We start from the raw sequence: 22,233 nt of genomic DNA on the forward strand, positions 1-22,233 counted from the left end.
GTTCCCGGCCAGAAGAACCGCCGCGCCCCGGGGAGGGACGTCGGCACAGAGGGAACGACACGGCACTGAGGGAACAGGGAGGGGATCTCATGGCGACCATGGCCGACGTCGCGCGCCGCGCCGGCGTGTCCGTGGCCACCGTCTCCCATGTGCTGAACGGCACCCGGCCGGTGCTGCCCCACACCCGCCAGGCGGTGCGAGACGCCATGGACGAGCTCGGCTACACGCCCAACACCCTCGCCCGTTCCCTGGTGACCTCCCGAACCCGGTCCATAGGGCTCGCGGTGTCGGCGATCAGCAACCCGTACTTCACGGAGATCCTCCAGGCCGTCGAGGCCGCGACCCTGGAACACGGCTACAGCCTGCTCATCGCCGACCCGCACGACGATCCGGTGCATGAACGCAAGGTCGTCCAGCTGCTGCACGAACGCCGGGTGGACGGCATGATCGTCGCCCCCTCCGCCGACCCCCGGGATCTGGTCGCCTACCTCGGGCGCCACCATGTGCCGACCGTCCTCCTCGACCGCGTGGTCGACACCTCTGCGGACGGCTCACCCTTCTTCGACCAGGTCTGCGCCGACAGCGCCGAACCCGTGGCCCGGTTGGTCACGCATCTCGCCGGCCTCGGCCACCGGCGGATCGCCCTGGTCGCCGGCCTGCCCGGGCTCAGCACCACCAGCGAACGGCTCACCGGGTACCGGGACGGCCTGGCGGCCGCCGGGCTCGCCTACGACCAACACCTCGTCGTGCACGGCGACTCCGAGTCGGCCGGAGCCGAACAGGCCACCGCCGGCCTGCTGGCCCTCGCCGCACCGCCCACCGCGCTTGTCACCGCCAACAACGCGATGACGATCGGTGCCCTGCGCGCCCTGCGTGACCGCGGCATGTCCGTGCCCGACGACATCGCACTGTGCTGCTTCGACGACTTCCCCTGGGCCGATCTGTTCTCGCCCCGGCTCACCGCGATAGCCCAGCCCAGCAGAGACATCGGCGCTGAGGCGGTCCGTGTGCTGCTGGACCGCCTTGCCTCGCCGGACCGGCCCGCCCGGACGGTGCGCCTCCCCTGCACCTTCGTGCACCGCACGTCGTGCGGCTGCGCGGAACAGCCGCGGCGGCCTGGGCGATCGCCATCGGGGCGATCCGAGAACGCCGAGACACCCCGGATACTCGCGCGGCCGGCGATACCCACGAGCCCGGAGATGCCCGCAGGGTCCGAGAAGCCCGAGGGCACCGCAAAGCCCCCGCCGTCCGACAGTCCCGATCAGCCCCTGTCGTCCGTGAAAGGAACCGTCTCGTGATCGTCGTCGCCGGTGAGGCTCTGATCGACCTGGTACCGCAGGGCCCGGGCGCCCTTGCGGGTCTGAAGCCGGCGCTCGGCGGCGGCCCCTACAACACCGCGGTGGCCCTCGGCCGGCTCGGCTCGCCCACCGCCTTCTACTCCCGCACGTCCTACGACGCCTTCGGAGAGGCCCTGCTCGGCGGGCTGCGTGAGGCCGGGGTCGATGTATCGGCCGTGCAGCGCGGCATGGAACCGACCACCCTCGCCGTCGCGACCATCGACACGAACGGCTCGGCCGCCTACTCCTTCTATGTCGAAGGCACCGCCGACCGGCTCTTCCAGGCACCCCAGGAGCTGCCCGCGCAGGCGCGCGCGGTGTCCTTCGGTACCTGCTCGCTCGTCCTGGAACCGGGGGCGAGCGCCTATGAGGAGTTGATGCGGAGCGCGGCCGCGCAAGGGGTGTTCACCGCGCTCGACCCGAACATCCGGACCGGCCTGATCCCCGACCCGGACGGCTACCGGGCGCGGTTCAAGAGCTGGCTGCCCTCGGTGTCGCTGCTGAAGCTCTCCGAGGAGGACGCGCTGTGGCTGGGCGGCACTCCGCGCGAGTGGCTGGCCGCGGGACCTGCGGCCGTCGTGATCACTCAGGGCGGTGACGGGCTGACCGCCTTCACGCGGGACGGCGCGGTGCACGCCGTGCCGGGCGAAGTGGTCGACGTCGTGGACACGATCGGTGCGGGCGACACCGTGAACGCGGCCCTGTTGCACGGCCTCGCCACCCAGGACGCCCTGTCCGCCGAGGGGCTCGTGGGACTGGGCTCCGACGGCTGGACACGGCTGCTGCGGTTCGCGGCGCGGGCTGCCGCGATCACCTGTTCCCGGGCGGGGGCCGAACCGCCGTACGCCTCCGAACTGGGGGACTTCTAGGAGGCGTTCCGTTCCATTCCGCTGTTGAGGAGTCAAGGTCCGTCGCAGCCGCAGGTATTGGGCGGCTGATGAGGGAACGTGCGGCGCCCCGCGGGGAGTTCCCGCGGGGCGCCGCACTTTTCAGGATGTGGTCGGACTCGTTGCCCGCGAGCCTCAGGCCTTGCGGGCCCGCGTCGACTTCTTCGCGGTTGCCGCCTTCTTCGTGGCCCCGGCCGCCTTGTCGGTGGCCTTGTTGTTGACCGTCTTGGTGGCCTTGGCGGTCGCCGTCTTCTTCGCCGTCGATGCCGCCGCGACCGTCTTCCTGGCCGCCGTCTTGCGCGGGGCCTTCACCGAGGCCGCGTCGCTGATCCGGTCGGCGCCGAGGATCTCGCGCAGGAACTTGCCGGTGTGGCTGGCGGGCACCCCGGCGACCTGCTCAGGGGTGCCCTCGGCGACGACGAGGCCACCGCCGGCGCCACCCTCGGGGCCCATGTCGACGACCCAGTCGGCGGTCTTGATCACATCGAGGTTGTGCTCGATGACGATGACCGTGTTGCCCTTGTCGACCAGGCCGGAGAGGACCTTCAGCAGCTTGCTGATGTCCTCGAAGTGCAGACCGGTGGTCGGCTCGTCGAGGACGTAGACCGTGCGGCCGGTGGAGCGCTTCTGGAGCTCGCTGGCGAGCTTCACGCGCTGCGCCTCGCCGCCGGACAGGGTGGTCGCGGACTGGCCGAGCCGGACATAACCCAGACCGACGTCGTTCAGCGTCTTCAGGTGGCGGTTGATCGCCGGGACGGCCTCGAAGAAGTCCATGGCCTCTTCGATGGGCATGTTCAGGACCTCGGAGATGGACTTGCCCTTGTAGTGGACCTCCAGGGTCTCCCGGTTGTAGCGGGCGCCGTGGCAGACCTCGCACGGGACGTACACGTCCGGGAGGAAGTTCATCTCGATCTTGATGGTGCCGTCGCCCGCACAGTTCTCGCAGCGGCCGCCCTTGACGTTGAAGGAGAAGCGGCCGGGCAGGTAGCCCCGGACCTTCGCCTCGGTGGTCTCGGCGAACAGCTTGCGGATGTGGTCGAAGACTCCGGTGTACGTCGCCGGGTTCGAGCGCGGGGTGCGACCGATGGGCGACTGGTCGACGTGCACGACCTTGTCGACGAGGTCGTCGCCGTCCACGCGCGTGTGCCGCCCGGGGACGTTCCGGGCGCCGTTGAGCTCGCGGGCCAGGTGCGTGTACAGGATGTCGTTGACCAGCGTCGACTTGCCGGAGCCGGACACGCCGGTGACCGCGGTGAACACGCCCAGCGGGAACGAGACGTCGATGTCCTGGAGGTTGTTCTCACGGGCGCCGTGCACCGTGAGCAGCCGGGACGGGTCGTGCGGGCGGCGGATGTCGGGCAGCGGGATGGACTTCTTGCCGGACAGGTACTGGCCGGTCTGCGACTCGGCGTTGGCGAGCAGCTCCTTCAGGGAGCCGCTGTGCACGACCTTGCCGCCGTGCTCGCCGGCGCCGGGGCCGATGTCGACGACCCAGTCGGCGGTCTTGATGGTGTCCTCGTCGTGCTCGACGACGATGAGCGTGTTGCCCATGTCGCGCAGCCGGACGAGGGTCTCGATGAGCCGGTGGTTGTCGCGCTGGTGCAGACCGATGGACGGCTCGTCGAGGACGTACAGGACGCCGACGAGTCCGGAGCCGATCTGGGTGGCCAGCCGGATGCGCTGGGCCTCGCCGCCGGAGAGCGTGCCGGCCGCGCGGTTGAGCGAGAGGTAGTCCAGGCCGACGTCGACCAGGAACCGCAGCCGCTCGTTGACCTCCTTCAGCACACGCTCGGCGATCTTCTTGTCGCGGGCGTTGAGCTTCAGCTCGCCCAGGAAGTCCGCGCAGTCGCTGATGGACATCGCGGAGACCTCGGCGATCGACTTCTCCATGATCGTGACCGCGAGGACGATCGGCTTCAGGCGGGTGCCCTCACAGGTGGGGCAGGGCACCTCGCGCATATAGCCCTCGAAGCGCTCCCGGCTGGCGTCGCTCTCGGCCTCGCTGTGCCGGCGCTTGACGAAGGGGACGGCACCCTCGAAGGGCGTCGTGTACACCCGCTCGCGGCCGTACCGGTTGCGGTAGCGGACCTCGATCTGCGTCTTGTGGCCGTGGAGCAGGGCCTTCTTGGCACGCTGCGGCAGGCCCGCGAAAGGGATGTCCGTGCGGAAACCCAGCGCGTCTGCGAGAGCTCCGATCAGGCGGCCGAAGTAGTCCTTGGTGTGGCCGTGCGACCAGGGGTGGATGGCGCCCTCGTCGAGGGACTTCTCCTCGTCCGGGACGATCAGCTCGGGGTCGACCTCCATGCGCGTACCGATACCGGTGCACTCGGGGCAGGCGCCGAAGGGCGAGTTGAAGGAGAAGGAGCGCGGCTCCAGCTCCTCGAAGGAGAGGTCGTCGTACGGGCAGTACAGGTGCTCCGAGTACATGCGCTCGCGCTCGGGGTCGTCCTCGGGGAGGTCGACGAAGTCGAGTACGACCATGCCGCCGGACAGGCCGAGGGCGGTCTCCACGGAGTCGGTGAGGCGGCGCTTGGCGGAGTCCTTCACCGTGAGGCGGTCGACGACCACCTCGATGGTGTGCTTCTCCTGCTTCTTCAGCGTGGGCGGGTTGGACAGCTGGATCGTCTCGCCGTCCACGCGCGCGCGGGAGTAGCCCTTGGTCTGGAGGTCGGCGAAGAGGTCGACGAACTCGCCCTTGCGCTCGCGCACCAGCGGCGACAGCACCTGGAAGCGGCTCCCCTCCGGCAGCTCCAGGACCCTGTCGACGATGGCCTGCGGCGACTGGCGCGAGATCGGGCGGCCGCACTGGGGGCAGTGCGGCTTGCCGATGCGCGCGAAGAGCAGCCGCAGGTAGTCGTAGACCTCGGTGATGGTGCCGACCGTCGAGCGCGGGTTGCGCGAGGTCGACTTCTGGTCGATGGAGACCGCCGGGGACAGACCCTCGATGAAGTCGACGTCCGGCTTGTCCATCTGGCCGAGGAACTGCCGGGCGTACGACGACAGCGACTCCACGTAGCGCCGCTGCCCCTCGGCGAAGATGGTGTCGAAGGCCAGCGAGGACTTGCCCGACCCCGACAGGCCCGTGAAGACGATGAGCGAGTCGCGCGGGAGGTCGAGCGAGACATTCTTCAGGTTGTGCTCGCGCGCTCCACGGACGATGAGACGGTCGGCCACGCCGGTCCGCACCTTTCTTGAGAGAAGTGACAGGGGGGCGAGGCCCCCGTGCTTTCCCGGATTCGAGGCCCCCGTGCTTTCTCAGACTAGGGGGAGCCACTGACAACGCCGGTCGGATTCCCGGATGCGACAACAATCCCGGGCCCTCCAGCATGCCCGACGTCACGACCGACCCTATAGCACGCGCATTCGATTTACGGCACCCGTTCACCACCTTCACCCAAAGGTGTGGTGGGGCTAGTGTCAGCACCATGATTGATCACGCTCGTGACCTGGTGTCTGTACGTGAAGCGACCGACCGGCTGCTCACCGCAGCCGCCAAACTGGACAACGCGTCGGCGGCCGAGCCGTCACGGCTCCCCGGCTGGACCCGCGGCCATGTCCTCGCGCACCTCGCCCGCAACGCGGACGCCCTCGTGAACGTCCTCGAAGGGCGTCCCATGTACGTCTCCGCCACCGCCCGGGACGCCGACATCGAACGGGACGCCCCACGTCCGCTCGACACCCAGCTCGCCGACGTGCGCGAGAGCGCGGCACGCTTCCAGGAGACGGGAGCGGCGCCCGCAGACTGGTCGCGCACGGTGGAACTGCGCAACGGGGTCACCGACGCGGCGGCCCGGGTGCCGTTCCGGCGGTGGGTCGAGGTGGAGCTGCACCACGTGGATCTCGGCATCGGGTACGAGCTGGAGGACCTGCCGGCGGAGTTCGTGGAGCGCGAGATCGACTTCCTCGCTGAGCGGTTCTCCGGGCACCCCGATGTGCCGCCCACCCGCCTCACGGACGGCACGCGCGCGTGGAGCACGGGAAGGGAGGAAGGCGTTGCCGCGGTCACCGTCCGAGGCCCCGCACCCGAGCTGCTCGGCTGGCTCGCCGGGCGCCGCGACGGATCCGGCCTGAGCGTGGAGGGCGGCCCGCTGCCGTCGCTTCCCCCGCTGTAGCGCCCGGACGGTCCCCGGGCCGCCTCGCCGCTGCAACACCTGGACGGTCCCGGAGCCGCCTCGTCCCTGTAGTACGCGGACGGTCCCCGGGCCGCTTCTGGACAGCCCAGGGACCGCCCTGCCGCTATAGGCTGCCGACATGACGTACAGCGGACAGGTGACCGTCGGTGGCCCCGCCGACGTGCACGAGCTCAAGGACCTGATGATCACCAAGATCGCGGTCGGCCCGATGGACAACAACGCCTATCTGCTGCGCTGCCGGGCCACGGACGAGCAGCTGCTGATCGACGCCGCCAACGACGCGGACGCACTGCTCGGCATGATCGGTGACGACGGCATCGCGTCCGTCGTCACCACGCACCAGCACGGCGACCACTGGCAGGCGCTCGCCGCGGTCGTCGAGGCCACCGGTGCGCGCACGTACGCCGGACGCGACGACGCCGAGGGCATCCCGGTGCCGACCGACGTCCTGGTCGACGACGGCGACACCATCCGGGTGGGGCGCGTGGAACTCACCGCGCGCCACCTGGTGGGGCACACGCCGGGTTCGATCGCCCTCGTCTACGACGACCCGCACGGGCATCCCCATGTCTTCACGGGGGACTGCCTGTTCCCGGGCGGCGTGGGCAACACCCGTAAGGATCCGAAGGCGTTCGCCAGTCTGATCCACGACGTCGAGACGAAGATCTTCGACGTGCTGCCGGACGAGACGTGGGTCTACCCGGGGCACGGCAACGACACGACGCTGGGCGCGGAACGGCCGCATCTGCCGGAGTGGCACGCGCGGGGCTGGTGAACGCCGGGCCGGTGAACGGGCAACCGGCAAGCATGCGCGCCACGCACTCCCCGCGCACGCGCCCCGTGTGAATCGTTCACACGCGCCGGTGCCATGCGCGCGCTCCCGGCGGACGTTGTTGCGCAGTCAACTGGAAGCAGCCCCGCACAGGATGACGGCTCCTGAGCGGTACGGGCCGCCGGTCTCTCAATCCCCGCCCTCGGCCGGCGGCCCCGGCGACTGCCGCGGGGCCGTTCACAGGAACGCAACACCCGTTCCCACTATGCGGACGATTACCGTCGCGACCTCGACAAACACGACGGTGTACTGTCAATCTCCCGCCATGCACCTTGCCCCTCGCGCGCTCCGTAGCGCCGTCGCCGTCGCAACGACAGCCCTCCTCGCCACCGCCCTCGGCTGTGCCCCGCAGCCCGAGGACAAGGCCGCCGACACGCCGTCCGGGTCGGCCGGGAACACCTGCGCCAAGGGCAAGTTGGCCACCAAGACCTCCGGCAAACTGACGATCGCCACCGACGAGCCGGCGTACGAGCCCTGGTTCAAGGACGACAAGCCCGCGAGCGGTGAGGGCTTCGAGTCGGCTGTCGCCTATGCCGTGGCACAGCAGCTCGGCTACGACAAGAGCGCCGTCGTCTGGCAGAGCGTGCCGTTCAACAAGGCCTTCGCACCGGGCGAGAAGACCTTCGACTTCGACATCAACCAGGTGTCGATCAGCGACGAGCGCAAGAAGGCCGTCGACTTCTCCTCCGGCTACTACGACGTCCGCCAGGCCGTCATCGCGCTGAAGGGCACCAAGGCCGCGAAGGCGAAGAGCATCGCGGACCTCAAGGACCTCAAGCTGGGCGCCCAGGTGGGCACGACCAGCCTCGACTACATCGACGACGTGGTGAAGCCGACGCAGGAGGCCGCCGCGTACGCCAAGAACGACCAGGCCAAGTCCGCACTGAAGAACGGTCAGGTCGACGCCATCGTCGTCGACCTGCCGACCGCCTTCTACATCACCGCTGCCGAGGTGACGGACGCGACGATCGTCGGGCAGTTCGAGAACCAGGGCGGTAATCCGGAGCAGTTCGGGCTCGTGCTCGACAAGGGCAGCGCGCTCACCGCGTGCGTGACGGACGCCGTGGACACCTTGCGCAAGGACGGCACCCTGGACGGACTCGAGCAGAAGTGGCTGTCGGACGCCGTCGACGCTCCGGTGCTCAAGTGACGGTCACGAAAGAGGAGTCCGGCCCTGAGGGCGCGGACGACAACGGCGGCATGCCCGGCGCGGGCGGCGACGGTTACGTCCCGTCCCAGCGACGCCTCGACCGCAAGCGCTACAAGCGCGCCCGCGCCCGCCGGGCCACGGCGATCGCTGCCCTCTCCACCCTGGTCACCGGCGTCGTGCTGTATCTGGTCGTGGTCAACGCACCGGGCTGGCCGCGCACCAAGGAGACGTTCTTCGACTGGGAGTACGCGCGCGAGGCGCTCCCCAAGGTTCTCGAAGGGCTGTGGCTCAACGTCCGGCTGCTGCTGATCTGTGGCGCGGCCGTGCTGGTCCTCGGCATGCTCATCGCCGTCGCCCGCACCCTGCGTGGCCCGGTGTTCTTCCCGCTGCGGGTGCTGGCGGCCGCGTACACGGACTTCTTCCGGGGCCTTCCGCTCATCATTAACCTCATGATCGTCGTCCTCGGCGTCCCCGCGCTTCGGCTTCAGGGCGTGACCGTCGATCCGGTGCTGCTGGGCGGTACGGCGCTGACGCTGACGTATTCGGCGTACGTCGCCGAGGTGTTCCGCGCCGGCATCGAGTCCGTCCACCCCTCGCAGCGCGCGGCGGCGCGTTCGCTCGGCCTCACCAACCGGCAGGCGCTGCGGCACGTGGTCCTGCCCCAGGCCGTACGCCGTCAGGTGCCGCCTCTGCTGAACGACCTGGTGTCGCTGCAGAAGGACACCGGCCTGGTGTCGATCGGCGGCGCGGTGGACGCCGTACGGGCCGCGGACATCATCGTGGGCCGCAGCCTCAACTACACGCCGTACATCGTCGCGGGCCTGGTCTTCGTGGCGCTGACCATCCCGATGACCCGCTTCACGGACTGGGTGACGGCCCGGATGGACCGTCGGCGCGCCCAGGGAGGAGCCCTGTGAGCGACGCAAGCTCTTCGAGCGACGCGCCTGTGCTGCGCATGGAGTCCGTCCGCAAGACCTTCGGGAGCTCGGTCGTGCTGCGGGACGTCGACCTGGAGGTCGCCCCGCACACGGTGACCGCGCTGATCGGCGCCTCCGGCTCCGGCAAGTCCACGCTGCTGCGGTGCGCGAACCTCCTGGAGGACATCGACGACGGCGCGATCTGGCTGGACGGCGAGGAGATCACCGATCCTCGCATCGACCAGGACGCCGTACGGCGCCGTATCGGCGTGGTGTTCCAGGCGTACAACCTCTTCCCGCACATGACGGTCCTGGAGAACATCACCCTCGCCCCGCGCCGGGTGCACGGCGTGTCCCGGGCGGAGGCCGAGGCACGCGCGCGTGAGCTGCTGGAGCGGCTGGGGCTGGCCGGCAAGGCGGGCGAGTACCCGGACCGGCTGAGCGGCGGTCAGCAGCAGCGGGTCGCGATCGTCCGCGCCCTGGCCGTACGTCCCCGGCTGCTGCTGCTCGACGAGATCACCGCCGCCCTCGACCCGGAGCTCGTGGGCGAAGTCCTCGCCGTCGTCCGCGACTTGAAGGAGGACGGGATGACGATGGTGCTGGCCACCCACGAGATGGGGTTCGCGCGCGAGGTCGCCGACCAGGTTTGTTTTCTGGACGGAGGCGTGGTGCTGGAACGCGGCACGGCCGAGCAGATCTTCGGCGATCCGCAACAGGAGCGCACGCGGCGCTTCCTGCGGCGGATCGTGGAGGCGGGGCGGTTGTAAGGACCGCCCCGCAATGGTCGGCGGTCCTTACCTGTCGGCCGAGGTTCAGGTGTCCGCCTGTCCCGCCCCCGCCAGCGCCGCGACCCGCTCCACGCCGAACACGTACCCCTGCACCCCGCACCCCGCGATGACCCCGTCGGCGCGCAGGGAGACGTACGAGTGGTGCCGGAACGACTCGCGCTTGTGGATGTTGGAGATGTGGACCTCCAACACTGGAAGCCCGTCACAGGTGTTGAGCGCATCCAGGATCGCCACCGAGGTGTGCGAGTAGGCGCCGGGGTTGATCACGATCCCGCAGTGGTTCAGCCGTGCCTCGTGGATCCAGTCGACCAGCTCGCCCTCGTGGTTGGATTGCCGGAAGTCGATCGTGCCGCCGTGCGCGGTCGCCGCCTTGGCGCACATGGCCTCCACGTCGGCCAGGGTCTCGGAGCCGTAGATCTCCGGCTGGCGCTGGCCCAGAAGGTTCAGGTTGGGGCCGTTGAGGATCATGATCGGGGCGTTGGCCAGGGTGCGGGGCACGGTTCCTCCGGTCCGTTCGGGGTCGGCGGCCCGTCGAGGACCGCTGCTCAGACCCCGGTTTATCACGGTGCATGGATGACGCCAGGGGCCATACCCTCCGCCCATGACCACGATGTCGTACCCTCCGAAGCCCTCCCCCGGCGACCGCGTCGCCGTCATATCCCCCTCCGCAGGTCTGCCCGGGCTCTTCCCGCGCCCCTACGAACTGGGCCTGGAGCGGCTGCGCAAGGACTACGGGCTCGAACCGGTCGAGTACCCGGCGACCCGCAAGATGGGCTCGACACCGCGGGAACGGGCCGACGACCTCCACGCCGCGTTCACCGACCCCGGCATCAAGGCAGTCATCGCGTCCATCGGTGGCGACGACCAGATCACCGTGCTGCCGCTGCTGGACCGGGAGTTGATCCGGGCGAACCCGAAGCCGTTCTTCGGGATGAGCGACAACACGAACCTGCTCATGTTTCTGCGCAACACCGGCATCGTCGGCTTTCACGGCGTGACCGTGATGTGCGAACTGGGCCGCCCCGGCGCCATGCACCCGCAGACCGCTGATTCGCTGCGGGCCGCGCTGTTCACCTCGGGCGAGTACGAACTCAGGCCGGCCGAGAGCTGGAACGACGTCAACGGCGACTGGGCCGACCCGACGACCTTCGACGCGGAGCCGGAGATGCGCCCCGCCGACGGGTGGACGTGGGTCAATGCCGACCGGGTGGTGGAGGGACGCACTTGGGGCGGTTGTCTGGAGATCGTCGGCTGGCTGCTGATGGCCGACCGTGAGATCTCGCGCGACCTGTCGGCATACGACGGCGGAGTGCTGCTCCTGGAGACGTCGGAGGACATGCCGAGCGCCGACGAGGTCTTCAGGACCCTGCGGAACATGGGCGAACGCGGGCTTGTGCAGCGCTTTGCGGCGCTGCTCATGGGCCGGGCGAGAACCTGGTCCTTCGAGCGCCCCAACAGCCCGGAGCAGGGCGCACGTTACGCCGCCGAGCAGCGTGAGGCCGTGCTGCGCGCCATGCGCATGTATGCCCCCAACACCCCGATCGTCTTCGACGTGGACTTCGGCCACACCGACCCACAACTCGTCATCCCCTACGGCGGCATCGTCCGCGTCGACGGCCCTGCCCGGCGCATCACCGTCACGTACTGACGAGGGCCCGGCACGCCCGTACGCCCCCGTAACCCGTGGTCACTGTGGGTAGTTGACGCAGCATGCACGACGTACGCACCGTAAGGGCACCCTCCATGCTGCGGCTCGCGGCGGCCTCGCTCGCCGGGACGGCCATCGAGTTCTACGACTTCTTCGTCTACGGGACCGCGGCGGCGCTGGTCCTGGGTCCGCTGTTCTTCCCCACGTTCTCGCCGGTGGCGGGGACCCTGGCCGCCTTCGCGACGTTCGGCGTGGGCTTTGTGGCGCGGCCTCTGGGGTCCGTGCTGTTCGGGCACATCGGGGACCGGCACGGACGCCGGCCGGTTCTCGTCGCCTCGCTGCTGCTGACCGGCGCCTCCACGGTCGCGGTCGGCTGCGTACCGACGTACGACACGATCGGTGTCACCGCTCCCCTGCTGCTGCTCCTGCTGCGCTTCCTGCAGGGACTCGGCATCGGCGGCGAGTGGGGCGGGGCCGTCCTGCTGACCGTGGAGCACGCGCCGGCCGAGCGCCGCGGTCTGTGGTCGAGCTTCCCGCAGGTCGGGCCCGCGCTCGGCTTCCTGCTCGCCAACGGTGTGGTGCTGGGGCTGTCGGCGACGCTGTCCGAGGCGCAGTTCGCCGCGTGGGGGTGGCGCGTGCCGTTCTGGGCGGCAGGTGTGCTCGCGGTGGTGGGGCTGTGGCTACGGTCGTCGCTCGCCGAGAGCCCCCATTTCCTCGAAATCGACGACTACGCGCGCGTGCCGCTCGCCGAGGTCGTACGCGACCACTGGCGGCTCGTGCTGCTGACTGCGGGGGCGCTGTCGATCGGATACGCGATCTTCTACACCGTGACGACCTGGTCCCTCGCGTACGGCACGGAGCGGCTCGGCGTGAGCCGCAGCGTCATGCTGACGTGCATCATGGGCGCGGTGGTGGTGAAGGGCTCGCTCACGCCGGTGATGGCTCTCCTCGGCGACCGTTACGGGCGACGGCCCCTCTGTCTGATCGGGTGCTCTGTCGCGGCCCTGTGGATGGTCCCGATGGTCGCGCTCCTCGCGACGGGCGCGACGCTGCCGATGTTCCTGGGGTTCGTCGGGGCGATGATCGCGTTCATCACGATGTTCGCCGTGATCGCCGCGTATCTGCCGGAGTTGTACGAGCCCCGGGTGCGCTGCACGGGCGCAGCGGTGGGCTACAACCTCGGCGGCGTCCTCGGGGGCGCGCTCACGCCGATCGCGGCGACAGCGCTGGCCGAGCAGGGCGGGCGGGTGCCCTGGGGCGTGGGCGCGTATCTGACCGGCATCGCGCTGCTCAGCCTGGGCTGTTTCGCGCTGCTGCCCGAGACACGTCCGGTGCCCGCTGCGGCGGCAAAGCCCGCCACCGGGTGACGGGCTCCGGAACACCGCAGCTGGGCAGGACGATCGGCCGCAGAGCAACAGCAGCTACGGATCGCGGCGGCTACGGATTGATCGCGAGCTCCAGATACGCCGCGAACAGCACCAGATGGACGCCTCCCTGCAGCGGCGTCGCCCGCCCCGGCACCACCGTCAGCGAGCTCACCACGACCGTCAGGGCGAGCAGCACCATGTGGGTGGGGCCGAGGCCGAGGACGAGCGGGCCCGAGAGCCAGATGGAGGCCAGAGCGACCGCCGGGATGGTGAGGCCGATGCTGGCCATCGCCGAGCCCAGGGCGAGGTTCAGGCTGGTCTGCACGCGGTCCCGGCGCGCGGAGCGCAGCGCGGCGATCGTCTCGGGGAGCAGTACCAGCAGGGCGATGATCACGCCGACGACGGCATGGGGGAGGTCGGCGGCCGCCACTCCGGACTCGATGGTCGGCGACACCCCCTTGGCCAGACCGACCACGCCGATCAGCGCCAGGCCCAGCAGCCCCAGGCTGATCAAGGCGGCACGGGCAGAGGGCGCGTCGGCGTGGTCGTCCGCTGCGATCACCTCGCCCTGCCGGGTGATGGGGAGGAAGTAGTCGCGGTGCCGCACGGTCTGGGTTGTCACGAACAGGCCGTACAGGATCAGCGAGGAGAGCGCGGCGAACGTCAGCTGCACGCTGGAGAACTCCGGGCCGGGCTTGCTCGTGGTGAACGTCGGCAGCACCAGGCTCAGTGTGGCCAGGGTGGCGACGGTCGCGAGCGCGGCTCCTGTGCCCTCGGGGTTGAAGACGGCCGTACGGTGCCGCAGCGAGGCGACCAGCAGACACAGGCCGACGATGCCGTTGCAGGTGATCATCACGGCGGCGAAGACCGTGTCCCGGGCCAGGGTCGAACTCTTGTCGCCGCCGTCGGCCATCAGGGTCACGATCAGTGCGACCTCGATGATCGTGACGGCGACGGCGAGGACGAGGGAACCGAAGGGTTCGCCGACCCGGTGGGCGACCACTTCGGCATGGTGTACGGCGGCCAGGACGGCCGCCGCGAGGACCAGCGTCACCAGCGCGACGACCGCGCCGGGCAGGTCCCGTCCCCAGGTGAAGACCAGCAGGACGACCGCGAGCACCGGCACGAAGGACGTCCACCGGGTCGTGAGCGGCCTGAGCCGATCGATCATGGAGCGATCGTCGCAGAGGCCCTGGGGGTTCGCATTCCGGTCCTTGTGGCTGTCGGGCGGCCCCGCGCCCTCGGGGTGCGGGGCCTCTGTGTGTCGTATGTCGCTACGCGAAATCGGTCATCTCCTGTACGTCGCAGTCCGTGAAGGACGGCGGCCTGCTGCACAGTGCGGCCATCTGCTCCGCGAACTTGGTCGTCTCGGGGTCGTCGCTGTTGCGCATGGCGTCCTCGTAGGAGTCGAACTCGATCACTACGAGGTAGCGGTTGGCCTGACTCCGGTCCTTGAGAACGAGACGGCGCGTGGGGCCACCGCTGCGGCCCTCGAAGCGCTGCTGCGTCTCTTGGGCCAGCTCCCGCATCTCGTCGATGCGCTCGGTCTCGAAGTCGATGATCTGCACGAACTTCATGGCTGCTTCCACAGGTGCCTCCACCCCCGGCTGTTGTGTCCCCGGCCGGGGACACCCAGCACCCAACGAAGCACCGGGAGCGGTGCTCGGCAATTCGCTGGGCACCACTCCCGGTGTTGGTTCTTCCTACGTCCGACGTGGTCAGACGTCGATGCTGTCCTTCGGAGCGCTTTCACTCCGCTGCTGCGCCCCCTCGGCCGCCGTCTGCTTCTTGGAGGCCCTCAGGCTGGTGATCGTGGTGACGATCAGGACCGAGCAGATCACGCCGAGCGAGACCGGGATGCTGATCTCCGGGACATGGACGCCGGACTCGTGCAGCGCGTGCAGCACCAGCTTGACGCCGATGAAGCCGAGGATGATCGACAGGCCGTAGCTGAGGTGGACCAGCTTCTTCAGCAGGCCGCCGATGAGGAAGTACAGCTGCCTCAGACCCATCAGCGCGAAGGCGTTGGCCGTGAACACGATGTACGGGTCCTGCGTCAGACCGAAGATCGCCGGGATGGAGTCGAGGGCGAACAGCACGTCGGTGGTGCCGATCGCCAGCATCACGACCAGCATCGGGGTCATGACCCGCTTGCCGTTCTGCTGGATCCACAGCTTGGTGCCGTGGTAGCGGTCGGCGACACCGAACCTGCGCTCGGCGGCCTTGAGCAGCTTGTTCTCCTCGTACTCCTCGTCCTCCTCGTCGGCCCGGGCCTCCTGGATGAGCTTCCAGGCGGTCCAGATCAGGAAGGCGCCGAAGAGGTAGAACACCCACGAGAAGCTGGCGATGATGGCCGCGCCCGCGGCGATGAAGATGGCCCGCAGCACCAGGGCTATGAGGACACCGACGAGCAGCACTCGCTGCTGGTACTGGGACGGCACGGCGAACTTCGCCATGATCAGGACGAAGACGAAGAGGTTGTCGACACTCAGCGACTTCTCGGTGATGAAGCCCGCGAAGAACTCGCCGGCGGGCTGTCCGCCGCCGAAGATCAGCAGGCCGAGCCCGAAGAGGCCCGCCAGGGCGATCCAGACGACCGTCCAGATTCCGGCTTCCTTGATCGACACGTCATGCGGCTTGCGGCCGATGAAGAAATCGACCGCGATCAGGGCGGCAAGGCCCACGATGGTCAGGACCCACAGGGTCGTGGAAACTTCCACTGCGCCTCCGGCAGTCGTAACGGCAAATGTCAGCGTCGTCGCGCGCCGGAGGTCTCTTCCACCCACGATGGGCCGACGCCCCGGGATCTGGCCGGATCCGTATTGACGGGTACGCCGCAGCAGACAGGGAGTACTCCCCTCCGTGGAATGAACAGTACCCCAATCACCAAGGAAAGGTAAAGTGCTTGGCAAAAGAAATGCCAAGTGTGCTGGTCAGAGGCGCTTTACCAGTGCTTGGCCCGGGCTGCGGCGACCTGCGTGAGCACCTGCTGGAGCACCTGGCTGTGGGGCGGCACGAGGGAGGGCTCGTAAGTCCAGGCGTGCCCCACCCAGGGGTCGGCGAGATGGTCGTCCGGCACCGGGGTCAGTCGCAGCAGCGAACGCCACAGCGGGTCGAGCAACGGGCCGTAGGCGGAGGCCTCCTCGCGGTCCGCGACCATCATCAGATGGACGCCGACAGCCGGACCCTCGTCGGCCAGGTAGCGCAGCTGGTTCACGGCCCGGTCGTCGAAGCCGTGCGGGAAGTCGTTGACGATCAGCAGCTGCTCGGAGGTGTCGAAACCGGGCGGCAGGGACTCGGGCGCACCACCGCGCACCGCCATCTGTACCAGGTCGACGCGCTGAGTGAGCCGCGCCAGGACGTCCGCGACTCCCGCCGCGCCCAGGGCCGGCGGGGCCGCGAGCACACCGGTCTGTACCAGGGGTGCCAGCGCCTGTCCGCCCGACCCTGCCGGATCGATGACGTGCACCGTGAACTCGCCCGCCGGATAGACGGCGAGCAGCCGTGCAGCGTGCGCCACCGCTGCCTCCATCGCGAGACGCCGCAGGTCGTGGGAGTCCGTGAACGAGCCGTCGAGCGACCCACCGGGTGCGCTGTCGATCCACAGGCCGCGCTCCAGCGGCAGCCGGACCAGCATGGGGATGCGCAGCCGGTCGCTCTCGGGCAGGTGGAGGTCACCCAGGCGCAGGGCCATGGGTATCTCCATCGGTACGCGGTAGCCGTGCCACACGGGGTTGTCCCAGCGTGCGTACGCGGGCGGCAGTGCGGGTTCGACGACCTCGGACTCCGCGGTGAGCTGGGCGATGTCCCGGTCGAGCGTGGCCCTGGCCTGGTTGACGAGCTGGGCGTGCTTGGCCTGGGCCGCCTCGCGTGCGGCGTCGCCCTGCCCGCCGATCCTGCTGCGCGGGTCCGACAGGACCTGGTCGAGCTCCTTCTCCATGCGCGAGTCGGCGAAGTCGACCGCACTGCGGTAGGCGGCGGTCGTACGGGCCAGGTCCTCGAACATGCCCCACACCTGGTTGTAGAGCCGCTCCTCCATGGACCAACCCGTGGCGTCACCCGCGACGGGCTGCGCGGGCTGCCCCGGCTGGGCGGGGGGCGCGGTCGGCGGGGGCGGCGGCGGAGCCGCGTTCTGACGGCGCGGGTGGCTGTAGTCGATCGGGCCGCCGGACGTCGGCGCGGACGGCTGGGTGGGGTCGGTGGCGCCGGTTCCGCCTTGATACGACGGCTGCGGCGTGGGCTGGCCCGGTACTCCTGGCGTCTGAGTGCCGTACGGGGTTGTCGACGACGCTGTCGGCTGGCCGGGCACGCCCGGTTCCTGGGTGCCGTAGGGCGACGTCGGCTGCGGTGGGACGGGGCCGGAAGCGCCCTGCTGTGTGGGGCCGCCCTGGTCCGGGCCGAGCGCCGGTGCGGCCGCCTGCCGGGAGCGGTCGCCGTCGGTCCGTGGCGGGGGTGCCGGCACGGAGCGGGCCATGCCCTGGGCCACCGCTTCGTTGATGCCGCCGGCGAGTTGGTGGGCCTGGGGCAGGCCCTGGTCGGTGAAGAGGTCGGCGAGGCCGCCGGCGTAGCCCTGGCCGATCGCGCGGACCTTCCAGGCGCCCTGGCGGCGGTAGAGCTCCAGGGCGACGACCGCTGACTCGGCCTCCAGGCCGGTGATGGTGTAGCTGACGACCTCGGTGCCGTCGAGGCCGGTGACCGCGACGAAGGGGGTGGGCACGGCGTCGAACCGGGTCGGGCCGCCGACCCCGGTCGGCAGGGCGAGCAGCACACTGACGCGGTGCACGGCCTCCGGCATGGCGTCCAGATCCACCGCGAGGCGATGGTCGGCGGCCGCCTGCCGGGAGACCTCAAGGCCGGGCAGGGTGGGGGCACCGGGGTGGGCCACCCATTCGACGCCGTGGATCCTGCCCTGTTCGTCGCCGAGCGTGGCTCCGGCCACGATCGGCGTGCCGGCCGAGATCCGGATCTCCAGACGGGCCTGGGAGAGCGGGTGGTTCTGCCCCCGCACCAGCTCGGCCGTCATGCCTTCGTCCCCCTGTGTCGCTTGTCGTGTCGTGTGCCGCTCGCCGATCGCCCGGCAGGTCCTACAGGTGCGGCAGGATCGCCGGCATCAGGTCCTGGAAGGTACGGCCGTTGGCCGGGGTGCCGAGGGCCGTCATCGTCCAGCCCGGGCCGTTGCGGTGCACCTTCGCCATGATCTGGGCCGTGTAGGCGCCGCCGCCCGCGAGGGTGTAGCGGGCGAGTTCCTGGCCGTTGGTCTCGTCGACCAGGCGGCAGAACGCGTTCTGCACCTCCTGGAACGTCTGGCCCGTGAAGGAGTTCACGGTGAACACGATCTGGTCGATGTGGACCGGGATACGCGCCAGGTCGACGAGGATCGCCTCGTCGTCGCCGCCCTGGCCGACACCGCCGACGAGGTTGTCACCGGTGTGGCGCACGGAGCCGTCGTCGCTCACCAGGTGGCGGAAGAAGACGACGTCGACCGGCTGCTTGTCCGCGAACAGGACGGCGGAGGCGTCGAGGTCGACCTCCCGCGTCCGCGAGCCGAACAGGCCGCGCCGGGGAGCCGCCTGCCAGCCGAGACCCATGCGCACCGCGGTCAGGCTGCCGCCGTCGTTCTTCTGCAGACTGATGGCCTGACCCTTGGTCATGTTGACGGTCACGTGCTGATTCCCCTCTCGAGCTGTCCCCTGTTGGCCGCGGACTCCGCGGATGACGAGAACCCTACGCAGGGGCACTGACAGTGCCGTACCCCGGTCCGCACTTTGTGTCGGTCTTGCAACACAGCGCGTGCTTGGCGGGCCCCCGAAGGCGGTTCAGGGCGCCGGTATCGGCATGGGACCGGCGCCCGGGGCCGGTCAGGCCAGGCCCGCCTCCTTCATCTGGCGCAGTTCCTTCTTCATCTCGGACACCTCGTCGCGCAGCCGGGCCGCGATCTCGAACTGCAGATCTGCGGCTGCGGCGCGCATACGCTCCGTCAACTCCTCGATCTGCTCGGCCAGATCGGCGGCCGGCCGGTCGGTCGGTACCGTCTCCTTGGCCTTGCCCTTGGCGGACTTGGCTGCCTTCGCACCCTTGGCCGCCTTGTCGCCGAGGGAGGGCACGGGGGCCTTGGTGCCGCGGCCGTCCTTCTTCGCGCGGTAGCCCGTGCCGAGCAGCTGCTCGGTGTCGACGTCCTCCCGGGCGATCTGCGCGACGATGTCGTTGATCTTCTTGCGCAGCGGCTGGGGGTCGATGCCGTTCGCCTTGTTGTACGCGACCTGCTTCTCCCGGCGGCGGTTGGTCTCGTCGATGGCCTTCTCCATCGCCGGGGTGACCTTGTCGGCGTACATGTGGACCTGGCCGGAGACATTGCGCGCCGCGCGGCCGATGGTCTGGATCAGGGACGTGCCGGAGCGCAGGAAGCCCTCCTTGTCGGCGTCGAGGATCGCCACGAGGGACACCTCGGGCAGGTCGAGGCCCTCGCGCAGGAGGTTGATGCCGACCAGGACGTCGAACTCGCCCGCGCGCAGCTCGCGCAGCAGCTCGACGCGGCGCAGCGTGTCGACGTCGCTGTGCAGGTAGCGCACCTGGATGCCGAGTTCCAGGAAGTAGTCCGTGAGGTCCTCGGCCATCTTCTTGGTGAGGGTGGTGACCAGGACGCGCTCGTCCTTCTCGACGCGCTGGCGGATCTCGTGGACCAGGTCGTCGATCTGGCCCTCGGTGGGCTTGACGACGACCTCCGGGTCGACGAGGCCGGTGGGGCGGATGATCTGCTCGACCTGGCCGTCCGAGCGGGAGAGCTCGTAGGTGCCGGGGGTCGCCGACAGGTAGACGGTCTGCCCGATGCGCTCCTGGAACTCCTCCCACTTCAGGGGGCGGTTGTCGAGGGCGGAGGGTAGGCGGAAGCCGTGGTCGACGAGGGTGCGCTTACGGGACGCGTCGCCCTCGTACATGGCGCCGATCTGCGGCACCGTGACGTGCGACTCGTCGATGACGAGCAGGAAGTCGTCCGGGAAGTAGTCCAGCAGGGTGTTGGGCGGGGAGCCGGGCGCGCGGCCGTCGAAGTGCATCGAATAGTTCTCGACGCCGGAGCAGGAGCCGATCTGGCGGAGCATCTCCAGGTCGTACGTCGTCCGCATCCGCAGGCGCTGGGCCTCCAGGAGCTTGCCCTGCTTCTCCAGTTCGGCGAGGCGCTCCCCCAGCTCCTTCTCGATGTCGTTGACGGCCCGCTCCATACGCTCGGGGCCCGCGACGTAGTGGGAGGCCGGGAACACGTACAGCTGCTCGTCGTCGCTGATGATCTCGCCGGTGAGCGGGTGCAGCGTGGACAGGGCCTCGATCTCGTCGCCGAACATCTCGATGCGGACGGCGAGCTCCTCGTAGACCGGGAAGATCTCGATGGTGTCGCCGCGCACCCGGAAGGTGCCGCGGGTGAAGGCCATGTCGTTGCGCGTGTACTGGATGTCCACGAAGCGGCGCAGCAGCTGGTCCCGGTCGATCTCCTCGCCGACCTTGAGGGGGACCATGCGGTCCACGTACTCCTGGGGAGTACCGAGGCCGTAGATGCAGGAGACCGAGGCGACCACGACGACGTCTCGGCGGGTGAGCAGCGAGTTGGTCGCGGAGTGGCGCAGGCGCTCGACCTCCTCGTTGATCGAGGAGTCCTTCTCGATGTAGGTGTCCGACTGCGGGACGTAGGCCTCGGGCTGGTAGTAGTCGTAGTACGAGACGAAGTACTCGACGGCGTTGTTCGGCAGGAGCTCGCGGAACTCGTTCGCCAGCTGAGCGGCCAGCGTCTTGTTCGGCGCCATCACCAGGGTGGGGCGCTGGAGCTTCTCGATCATCCACGCGGTGGTGGCGGACTTGCCTGTGCCGGTCGCGCCGAGCAGGACGACGTCCTTCTCGCCGGCTTCGATGCGCCGGGCGAGCTCGGCGATGGCCTGCGGCTGGTCGCCGCTGGGCTGGTAGGGGCTGACGACCTCGAAGGGCGCCACCGTGCGTTCGATGCTGGAAACGGGCCGCATGGAATCCACCGTACGACCCGCCACTGACAACACGGCCCGATCAGTGGTTCTGCGGGGTTCGGGAGCCTCGGTGCTCCGGCGCGCGGCGCGGTCGCAGCGGCGGCCGACGGGTCGGATGCGGGACGGTGGCGTGGGCCGGGACGCCCGGCTTGTGCTCGACGGGGGCCACCGTGGGCTTACCCATGACCATCTTCGGGTCGAAGAGCACGACGACGCCCGCGAGGAGCAGGAAGGCGAGCGGGCCGACCAGCATCGGCGCGAGCAGGGCGGCGGGTGAGTCGCCCGTGGAGGGGGACCCCGTGCCGTGGAGATGGACACTGAGGGCGGCCATGCCGGTGTAGTGCATGCCGCTGACGGCGAGGCCCATGACGAGGCTCGCGCCCACGCTCCACAGGAACCCTCTGACCTGTCCGGCGGCCCACAACGCGGCAGTGGCCGCCACCATGGCTATCACGACGGAGACGGCCACGGTGATCGTGTTGTACTCCAGCTTGCCGTCGAGCCGCAGGCCGGCCATGCCCAGGTAGTGCATCGAGGCGATGCCCAGGCCGGTGATGGTGCCTCCGGTGAACAGAGCCGTTCCGCTGGCGCCCTTGTAGCCGACGATGAAGATCCCGATGCCCACCATGACGATGGCGACGGCCAGGCTCGCGAACGTCATCGCTTTGTCGTAGTGGATCGGCGTCTCCTTGACCGTGAACCCCATCATCGCGACGAAGTGCATGGTCCATATGCCGGAGCCGATGGCCGCCGCTCCCAGAGCGAGCCAGCCGGGACGCCAGGACTGCGAGACGAGCATCGATCTGGTGGTGCAGCGCAGGCCGAGGGCACCGCCGAGGCAGGCCATGAGGTAGGCCACCAGCGGTGTGACGAGTCCGTAGCTGAAACCGTCGATCGTGCCCTGCATACGCGGTTGCCCTTCCCGCCCTCTTACGTCCCGGAACCCCGTGAAATGCGCCCCCCTCCCAGCACCGCCCGAGCGGTCAGGGTTGAGGCAGAGGGTAACTCCCACCGGAATGGTCGAACGATTTTCCGGCAAAGAAACACGGCCTTGCCCCAGTTGTGCGGCACGAGTGAGCGGGCCTGGGCAACTCCATTCATTCTGTGGCCATTCTGTACTCCTTCGTCGTTGACCGTCTGCTGTCACAGTTGTGCTGTCCGTGATCGT

General features: G+C 69.5%; 18 protein-coding genes. 9 read left to right on the top strand and 9 right to left on the bottom strand.

Annotated elements, in window-relative coordinates:
* Positions 1 to 89 precede the first annotated feature (89 nt).
* On the top strand, positions 90 to 1,298 hold the full coding sequence (locus tag ACZ7L6_RS25570; RefSeq protein WP_471927648.1) for a LacI family DNA-binding transcriptional regulator: 1,209 nt from the start codon (positions 90 to 92) through the stop codon (positions 1,296 to 1,298).
* Positions 1,295 to 2,206 carry a carbohydrate kinase family protein gene (locus ACZ7L6_RS25575; protein WP_471927650.1) on the top strand — a complete coding sequence of 304 codons (912 nt, stop codon included), beginning with the start codon at positions 1,295 to 1,297 and terminating at the stop codon, positions 2,204 to 2,206. Before ACZ7L6_RS25570 ends, ACZ7L6_RS25575 begins: the two co-directional genes overlap by 4 nt.
* Before the next feature lie 153 nt (positions 2,207 to 2,359).
* On the opposite strand, the gene uvrA is transcribed toward ACZ7L6_RS25575, so the two are convergent.
* Positions 2,360 to 5,398, bottom strand: a complete 3,039-nt coding sequence (gene uvrA / locus ACZ7L6_RS25580; RefSeq protein WP_471927652.1) for an excinuclease ABC subunit UvrA — start codon at positions 5,396 to 5,398, stop codon at positions 2,360 to 2,362.
* Between the two features lie 251 nt (positions 5,399 to 5,649).
* Here uvrA and ACZ7L6_RS25585 point away from each other — a divergent pair, with 251 nt between their 5' ends.
* From ACZ7L6_RS25585 to ACZ7L6_RS25605, 5 genes are all read left to right on the top strand, one after another.
* A complete protein-coding gene (locus ACZ7L6_RS25585; protein WP_471927654.1) occupies positions 5,650 to 6,336 on the top strand; it encodes a maleylpyruvate isomerase family mycothiol-dependent enzyme in 687 nt (228 codons plus the stop codon).
* A 139-nt stretch (positions 6,337 to 6,475) separates the two neighbouring features.
* Positions 6,476 to 7,132 (top strand): MBL fold metallo-hydrolase, encoded by a 657-nt coding sequence (locus tag ACZ7L6_RS25590; protein WP_471927656.1) that lies wholly within the window; start codon positions 6,476 to 6,478, stop codon positions 7,130 to 7,132.
* A gap of 322 nt (positions 7,133 to 7,454) precedes the next feature.
* Positions 7,455 to 8,339, top strand: a complete 885-nt coding sequence (locus ACZ7L6_RS25595; protein ID WP_471927658.1) for an ABC transporter substrate-binding protein — start codon at positions 7,455 to 7,457, stop codon at positions 8,337 to 8,339.
* A complete protein-coding gene (locus ACZ7L6_RS25600) occupies positions 8,336 to 9,256 on the top strand; it encodes an amino acid ABC transporter permease (RefSeq protein WP_471927660.1) in 921 nt (306 codons plus the stop codon). The genes ACZ7L6_RS25595 and ACZ7L6_RS25600 overlap by 4 nt, the downstream gene beginning before the upstream one ends.
* A gap of 38 nt (positions 9,257 to 9,294) precedes the next feature.
* Complete coding sequence (locus ACZ7L6_RS25605; RefSeq protein ID WP_471928109.1) at positions 9,295 to 10,023, top strand: amino acid ABC transporter ATP-binding protein; 729 nt, start codon at positions 9,295 to 9,297, stop codon at positions 10,021 to 10,023.
* Positions 10,024 to 10,068: 45 nt separating this feature from the next.
* Here the strand turns inward: ACZ7L6_RS25605 and aroQ are convergent, their stop codons facing one another.
* Positions 10,069 to 10,542, bottom strand: a complete 474-nt coding sequence (aroQ, locus tag ACZ7L6_RS25610) for a type II 3-dehydroquinate dehydratase (RefSeq protein ID WP_471927662.1) — start codon at positions 10,540 to 10,542, stop codon at positions 10,069 to 10,071.
* Between the two features lie 103 nt (positions 10,543 to 10,645).
* Here aroQ and ACZ7L6_RS25615 point away from each other — a divergent pair, with 103 nt between their 5' ends.
* Together ACZ7L6_RS25615 and ACZ7L6_RS25620 are read left to right on the top strand one after the other, a co-directional pair.
* The gene (locus ACZ7L6_RS25615; RefSeq protein ID WP_471927664.1) at positions 10,646 to 11,692 is read left to right on the top strand and encodes a S66 family peptidase; all 1,047 of its coding nucleotides are present in this window, start codon (positions 10,646 to 10,648) and stop codon (positions 11,690 to 11,692) included.
* Between the two features lie 62 nt (positions 11,693 to 11,754).
* The gene (locus ACZ7L6_RS25620; RefSeq protein WP_471927666.1) at positions 11,755 to 13,059 is read left to right on the top strand and encodes an MFS transporter; all 1,305 of its coding nucleotides are present in this window, start codon (positions 11,755 to 11,757) and stop codon (positions 13,057 to 13,059) included.
* 70 nt (positions 13,060 to 13,129) lie between these two features.
* On the opposite strand, the gene ACZ7L6_RS25625 is transcribed toward ACZ7L6_RS25620, so the two are convergent.
* The 7 genes from ACZ7L6_RS25625 to ACZ7L6_RS25655 form a co-directional block, all read right to left on the bottom strand.
* On the bottom strand, positions 13,130 to 14,230 hold the full coding sequence (locus ACZ7L6_RS25625) for a calcium:cation antiporter (RefSeq protein WP_471927668.1): 1,101 nt from the start codon (positions 14,228 to 14,230) through the stop codon (positions 13,130 to 13,132).
* Positions 14,231 to 14,333: 103 nt separating this feature from the next.
* Entirely contained in the window at positions 14,334 to 14,636 is a 303-nt protein-coding gene (locus ACZ7L6_RS25630) for a DUF1330 domain-containing protein (protein WP_471927670.1), read from the bottom strand.
* Positions 14,637 to 14,777: 141 nt separating this feature from the next.
* Positions 14,778 to 15,779, bottom strand: a complete 1,002-nt coding sequence (locus tag ACZ7L6_RS25635) for a TerC/Alx family metal homeostasis membrane protein (protein ID WP_471927672.1) — start codon at positions 15,777 to 15,779, stop codon at positions 14,778 to 14,780.
* 224 nt (positions 15,780 to 16,003) lie between these two features.
* Positions 16,004 to 18,082, bottom strand: coding sequence for a TerD family protein (locus ACZ7L6_RS25640; RefSeq protein WP_471927674.1), 2,079 nt, complete (start codon positions 18,080 to 18,082; stop codon positions 16,004 to 16,006).
* A 61-nt stretch (positions 18,083 to 18,143) separates the two neighbouring features.
* The gene (locus ACZ7L6_RS25645; protein WP_380851736.1) at positions 18,144 to 18,722 is read right to left on the bottom strand and encodes a TerD family protein; all 579 of its coding nucleotides are present in this window, start codon (positions 18,720 to 18,722) and stop codon (positions 18,144 to 18,146) included.
* Between the two features lie 195 nt (positions 18,723 to 18,917).
* On the bottom strand, positions 18,918 to 21,065 hold the full coding sequence (gene uvrB / locus ACZ7L6_RS25650) for an excinuclease ABC subunit UvrB (RefSeq protein ID WP_471927676.1): 2,148 nt from the start codon (positions 21,063 to 21,065) through the stop codon (positions 18,918 to 18,920).
* Positions 21,066 to 21,105: 40 nt separating this feature from the next.
* Complete coding sequence (locus ACZ7L6_RS25655; protein WP_471927678.1) at positions 21,106 to 21,972, bottom strand: MHYT domain-containing protein; 867 nt, start codon at positions 21,970 to 21,972, stop codon at positions 21,106 to 21,108.
* Positions 21,973 to 22,233: the final 261 nt, after the last annotated feature.

The organism is Streptomyces sp. NPDC107522, assembly GCF_055657525.1.

Excerpts from the sequence above, each read along its gene's own strand:
- ACZ7L6_RS25620 (WP_471927666.1), top strand. The coding sequence starts at position 11,755 with ATGCACGACGTACGCACCGTAAGGGCACCCTCCATGCTGCGGCTCGCG.
- ACZ7L6_RS25570 (WP_471927648.1), top strand. The coding sequence starts at position 90 with ATGGCGACCATGGCCGACGTCGCGCGCCGCGCCGGCGTGTCCGTGGCC.
- uvrB (WP_471927676.1), bottom strand. The coding sequence starts at position 21,065 with ATGCGGCCCGTTTCCAGCATCGAACGCACGGTGGCGCCCTTCGAGGTC.
- ACZ7L6_RS25630 (WP_471927670.1), bottom strand. The coding sequence starts at position 14,636 with ATGAAGTTCGTGCAGATCATCGACTTCGAGACCGAGCGCATCGACGAG.
- ACZ7L6_RS25640 (WP_471927674.1), bottom strand. The coding sequence starts at position 18,082 with ATGACGGCCGAGCTGGTGCGGGGGCAGAACCACCCGCTCTCCCAGGCC.
- ACZ7L6_RS25585 (WP_471927654.1), top strand. The coding sequence starts at position 5,650 with ATGATTGATCACGCTCGTGACCTGGTGTCTGTACGTGAAGCGACCGAC.
- ACZ7L6_RS25655 (WP_471927678.1), bottom strand. The coding sequence starts at position 21,972 with ATGCAGGGCACGATCGACGGTTTCAGCTACGGACTCGTCACACCGCTG.
- ACZ7L6_RS25605 (WP_471928109.1), top strand. The coding sequence starts at position 9,295 with ATGGAGTCCGTCCGCAAGACCTTCGGGAGCTCGGTCGTGCTGCGGGAC.
- ACZ7L6_RS25595 (WP_471927658.1), top strand. The coding sequence starts at position 7,455 with ATGCACCTTGCCCCTCGCGCGCTCCGTAGCGCCGTCGCCGTCGCAACG.
- ACZ7L6_RS25625 (WP_471927668.1), bottom strand. The coding sequence starts at position 14,230 with ATGATCGATCGGCTCAGGCCGCTCACGACCCGGTGGACGTCCTTCGTG.
- ACZ7L6_RS25590 (WP_471927656.1), top strand. The coding sequence starts at position 6,476 with ATGACGTACAGCGGACAGGTGACCGTCGGTGGCCCCGCCGACGTGCAC.
- ACZ7L6_RS25615 (WP_471927664.1), top strand. The coding sequence starts at position 10,646 with ATGACCACGATGTCGTACCCTCCGAAGCCCTCCCCCGGCGACCGCGTC.